The 15,656-nt window shown below is 48.6% G+C and carries 15 protein-coding genes; 5 read left to right on the forward strand and 10 right to left on the reverse strand.

Annotated elements, in window-relative coordinates; genetic code table 11:
* Nucleotides 1-265: 265 nt before the first annotated feature.
* The 8 genes from AC14M5_RS19755 to tnpA all read right to left on the reverse strand — a co-directional run bounded on the left by AC14M5_RS19755 (nucleotide 266) and on the right by tnpA (nucleotide 9,111).
* On the reverse strand, nucleotides 266-1,279 hold the full coding sequence (locus AC14M5_RS19755) for a GNAT family N-acetyltransferase (RefSeq protein ID WP_484031432.1): 1,014 nt from the start codon (nucleotides 1,277-1,279) through the stop codon (nucleotides 266-268).
* A gap of 316 nt (nucleotides 1,280-1,595) precedes the next feature.
* Nucleotides 1,596-2,207 (reverse strand): DUF2652 domain-containing protein, encoded by a 612-nt coding sequence (locus tag AC14M5_RS19760; RefSeq protein ID WP_484031433.1) that lies wholly within the window; start codon nucleotides 2,205-2,207, stop codon nucleotides 1,596-1,598.
* Between the two features lie 30 nt (nucleotides 2,208-2,237).
* The gene (gene sthA, locus AC14M5_RS19765; protein WP_484031434.1) at nucleotides 2,238-3,644 is read right to left on the reverse strand and encodes a Si-specific NAD(P)(+) transhydrogenase; all 1,407 of its coding nucleotides are present in this window, start codon (nucleotides 3,642-3,644) and stop codon (nucleotides 2,238-2,240) included.
* Between the two features lie 230 nt (nucleotides 3,645-3,874).
* Complete coding sequence (locus AC14M5_RS19770) at nucleotides 3,875-4,393, reverse strand: N-acetyltransferase family protein (RefSeq protein WP_484031435.1); 519 nt, start codon at nucleotides 4,391-4,393, stop codon at nucleotides 3,875-3,877.
* 87 nt (nucleotides 4,394-4,480) lie between these two features.
* The gene (locus AC14M5_RS19775) at nucleotides 4,481-4,957 is read right to left on the reverse strand and encodes a putative immunity protein (protein ID WP_484031436.1); all 477 of its coding nucleotides are present in this window, start codon (nucleotides 4,955-4,957) and stop codon (nucleotides 4,481-4,483) included.
* Between the two features lie 250 nt (nucleotides 4,958-5,207).
* A complete protein-coding gene (locus AC14M5_RS19780; RefSeq protein ID WP_484031437.1) occupies nucleotides 5,208-6,197 on the reverse strand; it encodes a hypothetical protein in 990 nt (329 codons plus the stop codon).
* Nucleotides 6,194-8,491: an ATP-dependent helicase gene (locus AC14M5_RS19785; RefSeq protein ID WP_484031438.1), complete on the reverse strand. Its 2,298-nt coding sequence runs from the start codon at nucleotides 8,489-8,491 to the stop codon at nucleotides 6,194-6,196. Before AC14M5_RS19785 ends, AC14M5_RS19780 begins: the two co-directional genes overlap by 4 nt.
* Nucleotides 8,492-8,700: 209 nt before the next feature.
* Nucleotides 8,701-9,111 carry an IS200/IS605 family transposase gene (tnpA, locus tag AC14M5_RS19790; protein WP_484031439.1) on the reverse strand — a complete coding sequence of 137 codons (411 nt, stop codon included), beginning with the start codon at nucleotides 9,109-9,111 and terminating at the stop codon, nucleotides 8,701-8,703.
* 116 nt (nucleotides 9,112-9,227) lie between these two features.
* Here tnpA and AC14M5_RS19795 point away from each other — a divergent pair, with 116 nt between their 5' ends.
* Both AC14M5_RS19795 and AC14M5_RS19800 read left to right on the forward strand, forming a co-directional pair.
* Entirely contained in the window at nucleotides 9,228-9,671 is a 444-nt protein-coding gene (locus tag AC14M5_RS19795) for a hypothetical protein (RefSeq protein WP_484031440.1), read from the forward strand.
* 325 nt (nucleotides 9,672-9,996) lie between these two features.
* Complete coding sequence (locus AC14M5_RS19800; RefSeq protein ID WP_484031441.1) at nucleotides 9,997-10,761, forward strand: hypothetical protein; 765 nt, start codon at nucleotides 9,997-9,999, stop codon at nucleotides 10,759-10,761.
* 85 nt (nucleotides 10,762-10,846) lie between these two features.
* Here the strand turns inward: AC14M5_RS19800 and AC14M5_RS19805 are convergent, their stop codons facing one another.
* Both AC14M5_RS19805 and AC14M5_RS19810 read right to left on the reverse strand, forming a co-directional pair.
* Nucleotides 10,847-11,755: a hypothetical protein gene (locus AC14M5_RS19805; RefSeq protein WP_484031461.1), complete on the reverse strand. Its 909-nt coding sequence runs from the start codon at nucleotides 11,753-11,755 to the stop codon at nucleotides 10,847-10,849.
* A gap of 104 nt (nucleotides 11,756-11,859) precedes the next feature.
* Nucleotides 11,860-13,938, reverse strand: coding sequence for a DEAD/DEAH box helicase (locus AC14M5_RS19810; RefSeq protein WP_484031442.1), 2,079 nt, complete (start codon nucleotides 13,936-13,938; stop codon nucleotides 11,860-11,862).
* Nucleotides 13,939-14,181: 243 nt separating this feature from the next.
* Here AC14M5_RS19810 and rplU point away from each other — a divergent pair, with 243 nt between their 5' ends.
* Genes rplU through rpmE form a run of 3 tightly spaced genes read left to right on the forward strand, consistent with a single transcriptional unit; the run spans nucleotide 14,182 to nucleotide 15,487 of the window.
* Entirely contained in the window at nucleotides 14,182-14,706 is a 525-nt protein-coding gene (rplU, locus tag AC14M5_RS19815) for a 50S ribosomal protein L21 (RefSeq protein WP_484031443.1), read from the forward strand.
* A gap of 12 nt (nucleotides 14,707-14,718) precedes the next feature.
* On the forward strand, nucleotides 14,719-14,979 hold the full coding sequence (rpmA, locus tag AC14M5_RS19820) for a 50S ribosomal protein L27 (protein WP_484031444.1): 261 nt from the start codon (nucleotides 14,719-14,721) through the stop codon (nucleotides 14,977-14,979).
* A gap of 1 nt (nucleotide 14,980) precedes the next feature.
* The gene (gene rpmE, locus AC14M5_RS19825) at nucleotides 14,981-15,487 is read left to right on the forward strand and encodes a 50S ribosomal protein L31 (protein ID WP_484031445.1); all 507 of its coding nucleotides are present in this window, start codon (nucleotides 14,981-14,983) and stop codon (nucleotides 15,485-15,487) included.
* Nucleotides 15,488-15,656 lie beyond the last annotated feature (169 nt).

Consider the following 15,656-nt stretch of genomic DNA (forward strand, 5'->3'; position numbering starts at 1 on the left):
AGACTAAAAAATTGCCAAAATGTTGCCAAAGTGTTGTGCGGAACACCAAAAACCAGACGCCTTTCAGCGTTTCTGTCCCACTTTTCAAAAATTATTTTTGAAAAGTGACTTTTTCGACAGTCTCAACAGCTTGCGTTAGTGGCAGTGGGGCGGAGGGTGGACTCACCGTCGAAACGGGAAAAGCCTAAAGCCAGAAAACGGCTTGAAAAACGCGCCGACTCCCCACCAGCCGCTGCACGGTGTGTTGGGTGGCGCACACAAACTATCACGCTGATTTTCGATAACGTTGAAACTCTTTTACCACATGAAAGCCCAGATTTCTATATAAATCCATGGCGCGGGTCTGATACTCACCGAACGTATCGAGCCAAATCAACTTCTCGCCGCGTTCAAGTACATCATATAAGGCACGAATTAACAGCGCACGCGCCAGTCCTTTTCGTCGCCACGCAGGTCGAATGCTCACTTGATTTACATAAACTTGACCATCTTCTATCACCATAAAGACCTGACCTACGATTTCATCACCATCCCAAGCAACATGCCAAAGTCTTGGATCATATTTTGGTTTTTGTAACTCGGCAGTATAGTAAGCCACGCGATCAAAGTCGCTCCGAAATCGGTTCTCGGAAAACGCATTTTGGTAGCATTCAATGATGCTGGAAATAATTTGGGGATAATGTTCTGGTAGCACGAGGCGCACTTCGATTTTATCTGGGAGGGAAGGCAGGTCTGGCAGTATTGTAGAAATATCAAAGCGCATTTCCAGGCTAGTGAAACCGACGTAATAACCTTCATTCAGCAAAAGCGCAGTAGCGTCTTGTTCGGTGGAGTTCGCATTTGCCGCAAACTCGAATCTTTCATTTGGATGTTGCAGAGCGGCTGACTGACGAGCTATCATCTCCCCCCAGTGAAGCATGGCAGAACCGATTCCCTTACCGCGCCACTCTGGTAAGACCCAGCCTCCGATGAAGTACACCCACACACCATCTTCTTCGTGCCAACTTTCAATCTGACTGTAACCAACGACGCGTTTATCTATTTGGGCTATTAACCATTGCTCTTGCTCTTTTGCAGCCATCGCCTGTGAAAGATAGGAACGTAATTTATCCAAAGATGGCATATCTTCATGATGAAGCGATAAATCAACCTTATCATGGGCAATGCGTCCTGTATGAATCGCGTACAATTTCTCTGCGTCTTCCTCTCCCTTGATGGAACGAAAACTAAATCCTTCAATGTTGGGAATATCGGGAATGACAACTTGGATTGTAGACATATTTTCTCCAGTGCAGTGAAATGTTTGCGTCAATATTGGCAATTTAGCCGTTCAACGGCTTATAGATTCCCTGCCACCTAAGTCCCCTTTCGGGGAAAACACCCAAATTAATATAGGCATTAGACTGCGGATGATTCACATTATAAGGCCATTAATAAAATTACTTATATCTTATCGCAAGCCCTCGAAAAGATCACGCTCAACCACACGTCCGCCATTGACGGTGCTAAAGGCACGGAGAAATGTCCCCTCGCCTAATATTTTCAGGAGGGATTCACGCGGGAGGTCAACGAATGGTCATTAATACAGTGAGTGACTACTTTTTCATACCCTCATAGCGGACGTGCATATCTCTGATATAGGTATCCACTTCGCCGAGATGCTCGTATGCTTCGGTCTGTTTGACAAATGGATTCTTATCTGTTTGCATGCTCTCCAAACCTTGATCTGTAAAAAGCGCGTACCCATGCCAACCCGTAGACTCGGAGACGTGATTCTTGGCAAGTCTATGCAGTAGGGTGACATCGTTGCCCAACAAATCTTTGATGCCTGCTACTTGTTGAAGGACGTACTCTCCGTGGTGTACCAAGAATTTTAGATCAAGCGTGGGGATTGCCTGACAGGCCTTGCACGGGCAAGTGGCTTGACTGTGCAGGGCTTTGGCTGAATCTCGAAAAGTCAGATAGGTATTGTCGATCAGTTCGAGCATGGCATTACCATCGTGCAATTGACCATCAGGCATATATGCAAAGACGGCATCGCCTTCCAACTTGACGATGGTAAGCAAGCCTTGTAATTTTTCTATGACGGCTTCCAAAAGGATGGAAATAGCTGTCTCAGCATGTTCAATTTCAGTCCGTGCGACAAAAGATGTATAACCTGAAATATCTGCGAGCATTAAGTAACCTGTTTGCGTTTTTCGTTCCACACTTGCTCCTTTTTGTATTTCTAAGTTTCTTCACGCGCCCAGGCGATTGATGCCGTCAAACGCGGCGGTCTTGTAACACTCTGCCAGCGTGGGATAGTTGAACACGTTGTTGATGAAATATTCGACCTTACCGTTGAACGCCATCACTGCCTGCCCAATGTGAACGAGTTCGCTGGCGCCCTCGCCGATAATGTGCACACCGAGCAGATCGTGCGTTTCGAGATGGAAAATCAATTTTAGAAGTCCCGTTTGGTCACCGATGATCTGTCCGCGTGCGATCTCGCGATATTGCGCCTTGCCCACTTCATACGGAATGCCTGCTTCGGTCAGTTCGTCTTCATTGCGGCCAACCGTAGAAATTTCAGGAATTGTATAAATGCCATATGGGAAAAGTTCGGGCGTATGCTGGGTTGGCACACCAAAGGCATGACACGCCGCCAACCTGCCCTGTTCCATCGAAGTGGAAGCCAGCGATGGAAAGCCGATCACATCTCCAACCGCGTAGATGTTTGAGATGTTGGTTTGAAAATGTTCGTTTACTTTCAATAAACCGCGATCTGTGGATTCGATTCCCACCGCTTCAACATCAAGCGCTTTTGTTGCACCCGTGCGGCCAATGCTGTAAAGCGCCATCTCCGTGACGATCTGTTTGCCGCTTGCAAGATGTACCCTTACGCGATTCGACTGATCGTCGGTAATCGGTTCAATGGCTTTCACTTCCTCCCCAAGCCGCATGATCGCGCGCTGTTGATTCAGATGATAGGTGAGCGAGTCGATGATCTCCTCATCCACAAATGGGAGCAGACGGCGGCGCTTGTCTATGATCGTCACTCGGACGCCGAGGGCGGCGAACATGCTGGCATATTCGAGGCCGATCACGCCCGCGCCGACAACTGTCAGCGTGCGAGGCAGGTGATCGAGTTTGAGCAGGTCATCGCTGATGAAGATGCGTTTTCCGTCGAATGGGATGTGCTCACTGCGGGTGGCATTCGTCCCCGTGGCAATGACAATATTCGCGGCGGTGGCATCGCGCCAGCCTCGCCCATCCACGAATTTTAAGCGGACTGTATTCTTGTCAACAAAAGAGGCCTCTGCAGAAATCAGCTCTACGCGGTTGCGTTGAAGTTGATGGCGGACGATGTCGAGTTCATGCTGGATCACGTGATCGGTGCGATATAGGAGGTCGGCCATGGTGATATTTTCCTTCACCGTGTATGAAGCGCCGTATAAACTTCGTTCCTGATATCCTGAAAGATGGAGCACCGCTTCGCGCAATGTTTTACTTGGGATGGTGCCCGTATTGATACATACGCCCCCGAGGATTGTCTTGCGCTCAACCACGCCAACACGCTTATCAAGTTTCGCCGCCTGGATTGCCGCGCGTTGCCCCGCTGGCCCCGAACCGATCACCAAAAGATCATACTCGTACTCAGCCATCGTGACCTCCATCACCTCTAAAGTTTGCAGTCCGATGGTTGTATTATAGCATTATGGAAAACGATCTCGTTGACATTAAGTCCGAGACCGTTTTTATCTTAGTGGGCTCGTTTCCCTCTCCAAATCCGAACTATATATGTTGAATCTTATGTGCGCTTTTGCGTGCGGATTTGGGGAGGGTGCCCGATAGGGCAGGAGGGGCCGTTGATATTATTCCGAGACTGTTTTCCCTATTGCTCAAGCAAAGGGAGCCACAAATAAACCTGGTCGTAATATTCGTTATTTAATCTTTTTGCTTCTGGTTCCTGCCCAAATACCTTGAAGCCATGTTTCTCCAGAAGGGAAATTGCTTCCTTGCTTGTAACGGTGACCACTGCCCGAATTAATCTGAGATCAGGTGTTTTTTGCGCAGCCTTAATTACCTCATTTAATAATGCACCCCCGAATCCTTGTTTACGTTGATCAGGCTTAACGTATAACCCCCAAAGTGTGGACTTGTGCATAACCGATGGACGCAAATCGCGATTGACACCAACCAAACCAACCAAATTATCGTTTTTCCATGCACCGAAAATTGGTGTGTCCTGCCTCTCCTCACTATTGATGAGGAGCTTATTAATTGTTTCGCGCGGCGCATTTTTCCATGCTTCTGCATCAGTCGCAAATTCCTCGGGACACTCTTCAAGGCTTGCAAGTCTCAATGAATAAAAATGTTCGTAGCCTTTTGGAGTTAAACGGGTGATTTTCATATGCACCAATCATACATGACTTTTTAGCTAAAGGTGGTGTGGTTAATCAAAAAACGGTCTCATTGACATTACGCCCGAGACCGTTTTTTATCTCTCCATCTTTCTTTTTCCCAATTCAAGCAAGTGTTGCATTTGCCAGTCCCGTTCTTTAGCTACAGCGGACTCTGCATCAGCGGCGTCCGCGGCTCTATGGATCGCCTGTAAGACATAAATGGCTGCGCCAATGGAATGAGTGGGAACATGAGCCGTTGCCACGGCCTGACCTGCGGCATGGGCCGCAGAACGAGCTGCATTATCCTCACCAACATCACGAGCCGCAGCATGAGACGAAAGCGAAGCCTTGCGAATGACAGCCATTTTGAAAACCCCGGTATCGATCCATGCCTGAAGTGTTTCGATAGCATTTCGAGGGCGAGGGTTTTCTGGATATTTACCTTCAAAATAGGGCATGACGCGCTCCGCACAATCAATCGCCCAGACGGCTAATGTTTTGTGCTCAACATTCTTTATAAGCTCCACAAACTCGGCTTTGTGTTTTGCGAGTGAAAATTTGGACTTTTTCATTTTGTGATTCTAGCATAACTAGTTTAACCCCTCTCCCGTCTCCCCCTTGGGGGAGACGGCCAATACTTGCCTGAAACCAAACCTTGGCTTGGAAATTCAACAACCCCATCACACAGAAAAGAAGTCAACTCAATGCCCTCTCCTTTAGGAGAGGGACAAACCGTCCCGCCGATCCATTACCGCCATCTGGGTGAGGTCGCTCTTCCCATTCCATCCGAGACCGTTTTTCATCTTGCAATTTTATGCCACCTCACAAATATCCATTGAGTTCATTTACATCACTTATAACTACAGTATTGTATTTCTTATCCAGCCCACTTCGCGTAATTGAATCTCGCCAGAAATTTTCTGTAACCACAATGTCGCAGTAAGGGATTGCTGTTTGTAAAACTGAAATATCCGCAAGGTCATTTTTATCAACTTCTTTATCCCAATGTGCGTTTCTTCTGGAAGCCAATTCTGTTTCAATATCAAGACATGGTATCCCATCGATAAATTCAGCAAATTTGCCCTGTCCAAGAGAGGTTATGTCGTCAAGCGACTTTTCGTAGGTGCTGAGTGCATTGTTTATTGTTTCTCTTAATACCACCTGTAGGTTGGCAAGGTATAAATTTTTCTGGTCAGCTTCAGTATGAAAGCGTGATGCAAGCTTTCTACGAAACATTTCAATGGCTTTAGCATTTTTTGTTGTGCTTTCCATGTATTTTTTATTAATTTCTTTGAGTTCAGATTCGTCCGTTGCCTCTCCCGACAGAATTAATTCTGTTATTAATGGTGAAGACGCAACTTCGTTGAATAACTCTAAGAAATCTTCTGACCTAGCGATTGGATCATCAATTGTCCTTGTGATTATCAAGCGCGTATCTATTCCTAGGGCAAAATTTAGTCCGTGACCAAACATCGTTGGCGGATTGGGTGGTTCATATCCGAATACTTTTGATCCTGAGATTTGTATTTCTGTTCGCACCATGTTTTCGTTAAAAGCTATAGCCCATCCTTGAGAAATTGTAGCCATTACCTTTGATAATCGTTGACGGCTAGAAATATCAGTTCTTTTCTGTGTTTCCACCACGTGGCAGGAAGATAATGGAAAAACTACCTTTTTGTTCTTGACACTCTTCAAGACTTTTTCAAGCGTGGCTTTGAATTGATCTCCACCAGGAAGATTATGATAAGCCCTCGCCAAATCTATCCATTTATTTTGATCTAAGTAGACAAATAAAGTTTCACCATTTTTCATCTCCCCTCCCACCATCCCATCAACTCACTCAACGCCAGGCTCGGCGTGGCATCACCCTGACGTCCTGAATTCCAGGTCACGATCAAATCTTTTTTCGCGCGCGTGATCCCCACGTATAACAAACGCAGGCGTTCCTTCACGTAGCCCAGCCGCGAGCGCATCGTCGCTGCGCCTTCATCGTACCAGTCGTATTCACTCGTCGACTCCAGCGCGGTCAACTGCGCCAGCGCCTCCGCTTCCAAATTCAACCCACTGCGAATAAACCACTTCTCCGAAATAAAACGGTCATTCGGCATGTTCGACGGGAAGTCATAATTATTGACCGACATCATATACACGCGGTCCCACTCCAGCCCCTTCGCCTTGTGCATCGTCGTCACCACCACCTTGCCTCTGTGAGCGTTCGGGTCAAAGCCCGAATCGTCCGACGAGAATCCAATGAAACGCCGCTCGTTCTTCGCGATCACCGCCAGTTCCGACGTCAACTCAGGCAGGCGCCAATCCGCGTGGTCGTTCGCGGCACCCCTCAGCACCAGCGCCAGTTTATGCGCCAGCGCCAGATCATGCGCTTCGCTAAACACATCCTGTGCCAGCGTCAGCACCAGTTGATCGATGGGCAGCGTCACCCCATTCAACCATCTCTGGACATTGACTCGAAACTCTTTTAATTCCTCGATAACTTGCTCCGCTTCAGACTCACTGATAGTTGCCAGCCAGTCATTATCTTTTCGCGGCGCGATGAAGTTTTCCACATCAACCAGCTTGCGCAAAAGAGCAGTTACGTAGTTGAGTAGTTCGGTAGTCGAGTAGTCACCGCCCGCCAATTCTCCAATCCTCTTATCCTCTCGGCCAGTCTCTAATCTCCAATCTCTTCTCCATACCTCATAAACTTTAGATAACTTCCTTGCAGAACTTGGATCAGATAAATACGATAACAAGTAACTCAACGATCCCGCCGCCGCACGCGTGGTGGACGTGGATGAGATCAACTCGATCACTTCAATATTTTTCTTCTTGAGCGCTTCGATCACTTCAATGCCGCGATTGTTGCGTGGCACAAGCACCGCAATGGTCGGCTTTTGTTCATCTTCGGCAAATGAATCCAAATGACTCTTGATCGACTTGATCACTGCATTCAATTCTTCTTCGGGTGTGAATTTCGTGCTAACCAATCGAATCCCCTTTGGGTTATCAGGCGGGTTCTGCTGCGGATCATCTTCGGGAACAGGTACGATGTGCGGAGTTCCCAATGCATCGCGCACGTTTGGGTCAGGGTGCGCATTCATTGTCCAGTCGATCAAATGATTTGCCAATGCAATGATCGATGGCTGTGACCTGCCCGACTCTGGCATGTCCTGGCTGGGGTTTTCATTGATAAATCTACGCAGCAAGTCTGGGTCGGCGGTTGTGAACGTTTCAAAGATGGCCTGATTTGGGTCACCCACACGAACCCAATTGCCCCCATTCGTAGGGGCGGGGTCTCCCCGCCCGCTAGATAACAAAGACAGTATCCTCTGCTGTGACAGACTCGAATCCTGCGCCTCATCTTCCAAAATGAACGGATAGCGAAAACGCAAGCGCTCTAAATATTCCTCATCTGATTCAAGCAGAGTTAATGCTAAACGAATGAGATCATCGAAGTCCACTGCTCCGCGATAGGCGAGGGCGCGCTGATAGTCCGCGTAGATGCTCCAGCCGAGTTCAGCGAGTGGTAACGGCGCGAAAGAAGCGTCTAGTTTGGCACGCAGGCTTTCGGGAGTCAGGAGGCGATCTTTGGATGAACGGATAAAGGCTAAGGCGAGGGAATCCACCATATCGGGCAATTGTGATCGACGCACCCAATCCAGTTTGGATGGATCGAGGGCGGGGTCGAGATAATCATCCAGCGAGTGCGACGCCAGCCACGCATTTACCGACTCGCGGCGGATGAAACCCGCCTCACGCTCGTCAATGATGCTGAAGCGCTCCTCAAGACCCACGCGCCCGGGCTTCTCGCGGACAATGTCATGCGCCAGCCCATGCAGTGTGCGCACCCGATATTTGTACAAGGCCTGCAACGGGTTGGCAAAAAAGCGTTTGATGCGCGCCTCGAAATTATCCACCGCCGAGTTGACGAGGGTGACGATGAGCACTTCCTGCCCATCCTGCAATTGGTTGTTGTGAATGATCTGCGCCGCGAGGGCAGAGAGGATATGCGTCTTGCCCGCACCTGGGACGGCGGCAATGCCAAGGCGGCCGCCGTTATAGCGGAGGATGTTTTGTTGGGAGGGTCGAGGGGTGAAGGGAGTTGTCATATGTGGATGTGTAAGGTATCAAGTTGTTCTTGGGTATTTCTGTTTCAATGAGATGATTCTACACTGTGAACCCGCACGGCGATAAACCACCGTGCTATTTTTACAAAGCCCACTTCAGCGGGCTAGGCGGCTTGAGCCGCCTTCGCAGGGATAGCTGTGGGGTTCATCCCACGGCGGGCAATGCCGAGCAACAAACCTGCCAAAGTAAATCACCCCTCATCCATCCGCTCCATCGGCGCGATCAACGTCCCGTCCGCGTGGTGTTGTTTCTGATTATGAATATATCGTACCACTGATGAAAGATTTTTCTCACCAAACGATAACACCCCATATTCGTCCTGCCAATAAAATTCAAAATCAGGCTTGATAATGTGATTGACGTAATGCGAACTATTCCCTTTCACATCCCCAATGAATTTCGCAGGTGCTACTTTCGGCGGAATGGAAACGGCAAGATGAGCATGATCTTCGATCCCGCCAATGGCATGGACAAATCCTCCCATGTCTTGTGCCTTTGCTGCGATGACACGGTACAACTCAGGCTCAAGAGCTGGGTCAATCAATGGCAAACGATTCTTCGCGCCCCAAATAAAGTGATAGTAAAGTTTCCAATATGGCATGTGCTGATTTTACTAAAGAATTCACAACAATTTCCAAACCATCACCCACCATATGCATGGAACTTTTTAAGTTAAAAATAAGTCAAGTAGTATATAAATAACTTGGAGGTATACCCATGAAAATCAAAACCCCGTCTGTTTTGCTTTTAGTGTTTGCCTTAACTATGAGTGCTTGTGGAGCTCCTGCTACCTCTGCACCGTCAGACCAGCCGCTTGCCGTGGAGGATACAGCCAGTTTCCTTACTGCATTGCAGGCATCCGGCGCAACAGCGGAAATCACCGATTCGGTGACGCAGGATTTCTTTAGCCCCGAAGGCAGCATCATCACGCTCAATGGGACAGATATTCAAGTCTTTGAATACGATGCTGCACAAGCGATGGAGAGCGAAGCCTCGCAAGTCGCCCCTGATGGTGGTTCCATTGGAACATCCATGGTCACGTGGATGGATGCTCCGCATTTCTACAAGACTGGTCGTATCATTGTGCTTTATGTTGGAAGCGACTCAACGATTCTGGATTTGCTTGAAAAGGTGCTCGGTCCTCAACTTGCGGGCAGATAAGGACTACTTCTAAATTTAGAGCGGGGGCAAAAGATTAATACTCAATGCTGAATTCTTCCAGCATTGAGTATATTTTTAGAACTGCATTCGATCTTGTTTCGATTCCTGAATACGAACCGGGATATTGGTTTAGTGCTAATTACCCATTCAAAATACCTTGCTTTTGCGTATAATAGATAATTAAGGGACCAATTCCCCGATTTACTAATTTAACTTTACTGGAGTGCCTCGCTTATAGGAGCGAGAGGAGGTTCATGAGAACGAGTGCTGCTACTCTCTTTCAGTTTGGTAAGTTATAACCACCATCAGATAAGAGGAGAACCTAATGCATACAAACAAAGCTCGTTTAGTGGTAATGGTCGTCATGATCTTCGTACTGGCGGCATTTCCACTCTCTGCTGGCGCATCCCATTCATGGGGTAATTATCACTGGGCGCGCACAGCCAATCCCTTCACCATCAAGGTGATCGACAGCATGACCACCGACTGGGACGGTAACCTGGATATCGCCATCAGCGATTGGGATGCTTCATCGGTGATGAACGTTGTGGAAGAAGCGGGAGATTCCAGTTTCAAAACCCGTAAACGTTGTGTCGCTGTTGCCGGCAAAGTTCACGCCTGTAACGCAACATATGGAAACAATGGCTGGCTTGGAATTGCCCAAATATGGGCAAGTGGAAGTCATATTACCCAGGCCACTGCCAAGATGAATGATACTTACCTCTCAACTTCAAGTTACAACGAAGTGAATCGTCAGCACGTCATCTGCCAGGAGATCGGTCACGATTGGGGCCTGGACCATCAGGACGAATCTGGCGCCGACTTGAACACTTGCATGGATTACGCTGATGCACTCGACAACGAGCATCCCAATGCGCATGATTATCAACAACTTGAAACCATCTATGCCCATCTGGATAGCAGCACAACAATTGCTTCTGTTCCAGCTGGCTTTGCCAATGCCGATGTTCATGCTCAGGAGAACTGGGGCGAGAAAGTTTCTGAATCAGCTGATGGCCGCTCCGCCATTTTCGTCCGTGACTTTGGTAATGACTTCAAGATCTTCACTTTTGTGACCTGGGCCAAATAACCGTCACATACATATAAATTTATCAATCAACAAATCCCCTTCCCAACTAACTGGGAAGGGGATTTGTAGTTCATAGTTAAAACACTTATTTTGCTTGCCCCGAATCCACATCGACCATCAGCCCTGAAGTATCCACAGCTTCAAAGTCATTGCCCGTCAACACATCCAGCAGGTGAAGCATGTCGTTGTCCCAGCGCTCATCAGGCGCGCCAGTGATGTACCAATTAGATCCATTATCAGCCAAAACAATTCCGTAGGTTTTCATGGCACGCAAAATAATCTGTAATTCTTGTGGAAAGCCTGAGATGTCATAATCCGCTTTCAAGCGAAAGCATGCACCCATCGAGGGAATCCCATCTTGAACGTCAGATGTCTGATGGCGCGCGGGCCAGATGTAACCCGCCGTATCTTCGGCAGTAAATCGCAGTGCATGGTTGATCTCACCCGCAATGATTTCATCATAGCGAACCAAGCCAGGCAAAATCGGCAAACCCGCTGCATCGGCGGATGTCCAATCAGCGGGGCGCAAGTCATTGGAGTTCAAGTCCCAGATTGCGCCTGAACCGCCGCTCCATTGCCCGTTATCGAAACTGGCATCATAAATCTCATAAAGAAAGCAGGTCTCTGTATCCACTACCAGGATATGCCTATCGCCCCCTGCTTCGATCTTTGGATTTTCGGGAATTGGATATGGCCCTTTATCGGATTCATCTGGATAATAAAATTCAAACGCTTCTTTCTTGACCGTTGAACCTGCCAGCACATTAAATGGGATTCCAATCAGGCCACCGTCCCACTCCCCGGAGCCAAAGTCCATGTGGAAGGATTCGGTACGGCCGATACTTTCGATCCACTGATCAGACATTGGGTGAGTCGGAAGCAAGTCCACGCGTGCGTTCCAGAAATTATTCTCGGGGAACATCGGGCAGTTTGCAATAGTCGGTCCGGTATTTGTTGATTGAGTCGGTGGAAAATCGATGATTTGTGTAATCACGACCACAGTCACAGGCCGCGAAGTGGGGTTGGGTACAGGCGAGGTTGGAATGGTAAGACACGCAAGCAAAAACAATGCAATCAAAATGATGAAAATGTTTTTGTTCACGTGATGACCTTTTGAAATGCACGCAGCAAAGTCCCCCGCTGTTCGAATCCTGTTTCGCCGAGGTCTGATATGGCCAGGTAAATTTTTTCACGGCAGCGGCACAGCAGCCCGCCCGCCAACCTCGCCAGTGAGTCAACTTCTGCATTTACTTCATCCGAATCAACCCATAAACGTCCCTGCTCCCAATGACGGGACAACACATATGGCTGAGTCAGCGGCTGTAACAGGCGTTGCACCCAGCCGCTTGAACCAGGGTCAAGCCAGAATTGGATGGTTACAGGTCTATTCATCATTAAAAAGCTGTGTGCCGGCGCAACCAGGACCGCATCTTTATCTTCGCTGCGCCATGATTCCAAATATTGAGCGGCGATCACACCGTCTTCCAGCATGGCGAGATATTCGCGCCCAAGATCGAAGGAGGGGCTATCCATGTTCACATACGAAGGTTCCATTGCATTGCGAAATTTCTTGATCGATTCGATTAAGCTGGCTGCCACGCGCACCGCATCCAGATTCGAATGAAAGCCATAATCAGGCTGCGAGATCACTTCGCCGAATAATTTCCGCATGAAGAAATCCAATGGCAGGGGAGTGCTTGAGCGATACTCTTCCAGCCATTTTTGGAATGTTGTGTATCTTTCGCCCAGGGAATACGTAATGCGTTCCTGGGTTTCAGCCTTGATCTCGTCGAAAGTTGAAAGACGAAAATCTTTTGCGCGATATACGATCTCAGTCAATAATTGTGCGCGGATCAAATCCGTGTTTAACGCGAACATAAGCGCGTGAGCCACGTCAAACTTTGTGGGGCGGATATTCCAATGCGGATGTGCCAGCGCAGAAAGCGTGAGCAATGTTTTGCTTGCGGCTTCATCGCGCAATGAACGTGATGGACGATGCGTGCGCCAGGGTATCTTTGCCGCCTCCAGGCGGTTTGTAATTGAAAACCGTAATGCGTCCGTAAGATAGGGTGCGATGATGACGATCTCAGATGGTGGTATGCCATCATCTTCCACCAATGACCTAACCCTGCTTGTGATCTCATCCAGCATTTCAGGGTAAAAATGCGCCAGGATAAATTCCATCGTATGGTTTGTATCAAACGCTGGAAAAGATTCGCTTCTTATTGCTGACACAAGCGAATTGGATAATTGGATGATATTCCCTGATGAGACAAATGATTCGTTTAGCTCGATAATTTCATCACACCCTTCGCTCAAAGCCGCGCCGGTAACTGGATCGCCTCCGAGGAAACTTCGATACCCCGCATCTGTGTCGTAGATCAACAGCGCCGAGTCGAAATCCGCGAGCCATTCGCCGATGATGTCGTGTGCGCGAGCTGCATCTTCCTCCACGTTATCATAAATGAGGTGACGATATGTATTCACAAGATATGCGCGTACTTGTTCCTGTTGCCACAAAATATTTGTAAAGACTTCAAGTTGAAGCGAGAAATCCAGCAGATTATGGCTCAGGCAGTATTCACGAAATAAAGTGGCACATTCCTGGGCATCTGCATAGACGCGGCGTTGGGCAGGGTCACCAAACCAGGCTGAGTCCAGCCGCGAGCCGATCTCTGTATATGGAAAGCCGACCACTGCGGCTTTGTTTAAGTTATCAATTATTTGGGAATAAAGGCGATTGCGGTTGATGGTCAGCGATTGAAAGTATCCCTTTTCTTCGAGCAAGGGGCGCACCAGATATGCCATGTAATATTGTGCGGTTTCAAGAGTGAGGAATATCGGAGGCAGCTCTGGGTTTTTAAATCCAGCCGCTTCTGCAGCGATGGGCCAGAATAGATCACACATGCGTTTGGCAAGACCACCAATCGTAGCGGATGTAACCTCTCCGCCAGCGCGCCGCTCAGGGCTGTAAAGCAAATCGAGATAGGGTTCTTGCAGAGTCCGCTGCGGGGTGAGCATTAAAATGGAATCAGCCGAAATACCTTGAGCGAGCAAGTAGCGCATCCGCTCGACACCTGCTGTAGTTTTCCCCGTCCCAGCACGGCCTGAGACGAAGAGTTTACGGTCAAGGGGAGATTCAATGATCTGACGCTGAAGCAGGCTGAAAGTAGGCATGAAGCGAGGGTAAGGTATCGTGAGGGATTTGTCAATAATGGCTTCAGACTGAGACCGCCGTATTTTTCCGCGCTAAAATCGTTGACAGGTGTGCCCACCCGCATGTATAATACCGTCCGCTTCAGCCCCGGAGGTTAGAACCGGGGCGGTTGCCTGTAAATAACCCAGCTTCCCCACAGTTCGGCGTAGAGTGTAAGTTCTCCGCAGGACGCGCGGCGAAGTGATGACTGGAGATCATAAATAATGAGAACTGCTATCGTTGAAAGTGGCGGCAAACAATACCGCGCCGTCGAGGGCTCCACCATTGATGTGGACCGCCTGGCCCATGAAGTAGGTAAAAAGTTTGACTTTGAACGCGTCCTCCTGATGCTTGATGAAGACAGCATCATGATTGGGACTCCCACTGTTGGTGATGTAAAGGTTTCTGCCACAGTTGTGGAACACGTAAAAGGCCCCAAGGTTATTTCTTTCAAATATCGCCCGAAGAAGCGCATCCGTGTTAAGGGTGGGCATCGTCATCAATATACCCGTTTGATGATCGATTTCATTGGCAAGCCCGGCGAAGAACGCAAGGCTGCCGCGAAGAAAGAAGCCCCAGCCAAGGTTGAAAAGGCCGAAGTAATGGAAGAAGCCAAGATCGAGAAGCAAGCCAAGGCGCCGAAAGAAGCGGCTAAGAAGTCTGAAAAGGCGCCCGCAAAAAAGACCACGACAACAAAAACAAAATCGACTTCCAAGTCGTCATCCACCAAGAAGACTGATAAGAAGTAGAGTGAGGTAGAAATGGCACATAAAACAGGTGGCGGATCAACCCGCAACGGCCGTGACAGTAACTCCCAGCGTTTGGGTGTAAAACGTTACGCCGGTCAATTTGTTCTTTCTGGCAATATCCTTGTCCGCCAGCGCGGCACCAAGATCAAGCCAGGCATTAATGTATTAGTTGGCAAAGATGATACTTTGTTCGCAATCGCGGACGGAGTTGTGATGTTCGATGTAGTGCACGGACGCAAGCGTGTTAACATCATCCCGGCTGAGGTTGAATAAGATGCGAGCAGATATCCATCCTACAGTTTTTGATGCGAAAGTTACCTGCGCTTCCTGCGGTAAGACATGGACCACCATATCCACCAAAAAGGAATTGCGCATTGACGTGTGTTCCAATTGTCACCCATTCTTCACCGGTGAGTCTGCAAGACTGCTTGATGTTGAAGGTCAGGTGGATCGCTTCTACAAGAAGCTTTCTGCGCGCCAGACCTATGTGGAGCAGAAAAAAGCCAAAGAAGAAGCTTTGAATTCTCCCGACCGCTCGATTGATGACATCGGCCTCGCCCCTCGCGCGGTGGATGCGCTCAAGAAAGCCGGTGTTCTGACCATTGGTCAGGTTATTGCAAAACTTGGCGACGGCGATGCCGCTCTGTTGGAGATCGCAGGTTTTGGTCAATCTTCGTTGACTGCCACCAAGAAGAAACTGCGCGCCTTGGGATTTGAACTTCCTGAAGTTTTAAAATCCACCAAGCCTGAAAAAACCACCGAAGCTGAAGCAGGCGAGTAGACTTTATTCTTCGGGACTTTGCCCACAGGGCTATGTCAGAGATAGGTTTCTCAGGTAAACTAGGCAGGCAGATGCACAAAAGCATCTGCCTGTTTTCATAATTACCCTCACCCTGTCCCTCTCCCAAAGTGGGGGAGGGTGCCAAAGGCGGGTGGGGCCGGAGAATTGA

The sequence above is a fragment of the Candidatus Villigracilis sp. genome (genome assembly GCF_057083605.1).

Bases quoted from the DNA above. Each gene is read 5' to 3' on its own strand.
- AC14M5_RS19755 (WP_484031432.1), bottom strand. From the start codon at position 1,279: ATGTCTACAATCCAAGTTGTCATTCCCGATATTCCCAACATTGAAGGA.
- AC14M5_RS19800 (WP_484031441.1), top strand. From the start codon at position 9,997: ATGCATACAAACAAAGCTCGTTTAGTGGTAATGGTCGTCATGATCTTC.
- AC14M5_RS19775 (WP_484031436.1), bottom strand. From the start codon at position 4,957: ATGAAAAAGTCCAAATTTTCACTCGCAAAACACAAAGCCGAGTTTGTG.
- tnpA (WP_484031439.1), bottom strand. From the start codon at position 9,111: ATGCCATATTGGAAACTTTACTATCACTTTATTTGGGGCGCGAAGAAT.
- sthA (WP_484031434.1), bottom strand. From the start codon at position 3,644: ATGGCTGAGTACGAGTATGATCTTTTGGTGATCGGTTCGGGGCCAGCG.
- AC14M5_RS19795 (WP_484031440.1), top strand. From the start codon at position 9,228: ATGAAAATCAAAACCCCGTCTGTTTTGCTTTTAGTGTTTGCCTTAACT.
- AC14M5_RS19770 (WP_484031435.1), bottom strand. From the start codon at position 4,393: ATGAAAATCACCCGTTTAACTCCAAAAGGCTACGAACATTTTTATTCA.
- rplU (WP_484031443.1), top strand. From the start codon at position 14,182: ATGAGAACTGCTATCGTTGAAAGTGGCGGCAAACAATACCGCGCCGTC.
- AC14M5_RS19785 (WP_484031438.1), bottom strand. From the start codon at position 8,491: ATGACAACTCCCTTCACCCCTCGACCCTCCCAACAAAACATCCTCCGC.
- rpmA (WP_484031444.1), top strand. From the start codon at position 14,719: ATGGCACATAAAACAGGTGGCGGATCAACCCGCAACGGCCGTGACAGT.
- AC14M5_RS19810 (WP_484031442.1), bottom strand. From the start codon at position 13,938: ATGCCTACTTTCAGCCTGCTTCAGCGTCAGATCATTGAATCTCCCCTT.
- rpmE (WP_484031445.1), top strand. From the start codon at position 14,981: ATGCGAGCAGATATCCATCCTACAGTTTTTGATGCGAAAGTTACCTGC.
- AC14M5_RS19780 (WP_484031437.1), bottom strand. From the start codon at position 6,197: ATGAAAAATGGTGAAACTTTATTTGTCTACTTAGATCAAAATAAATGG.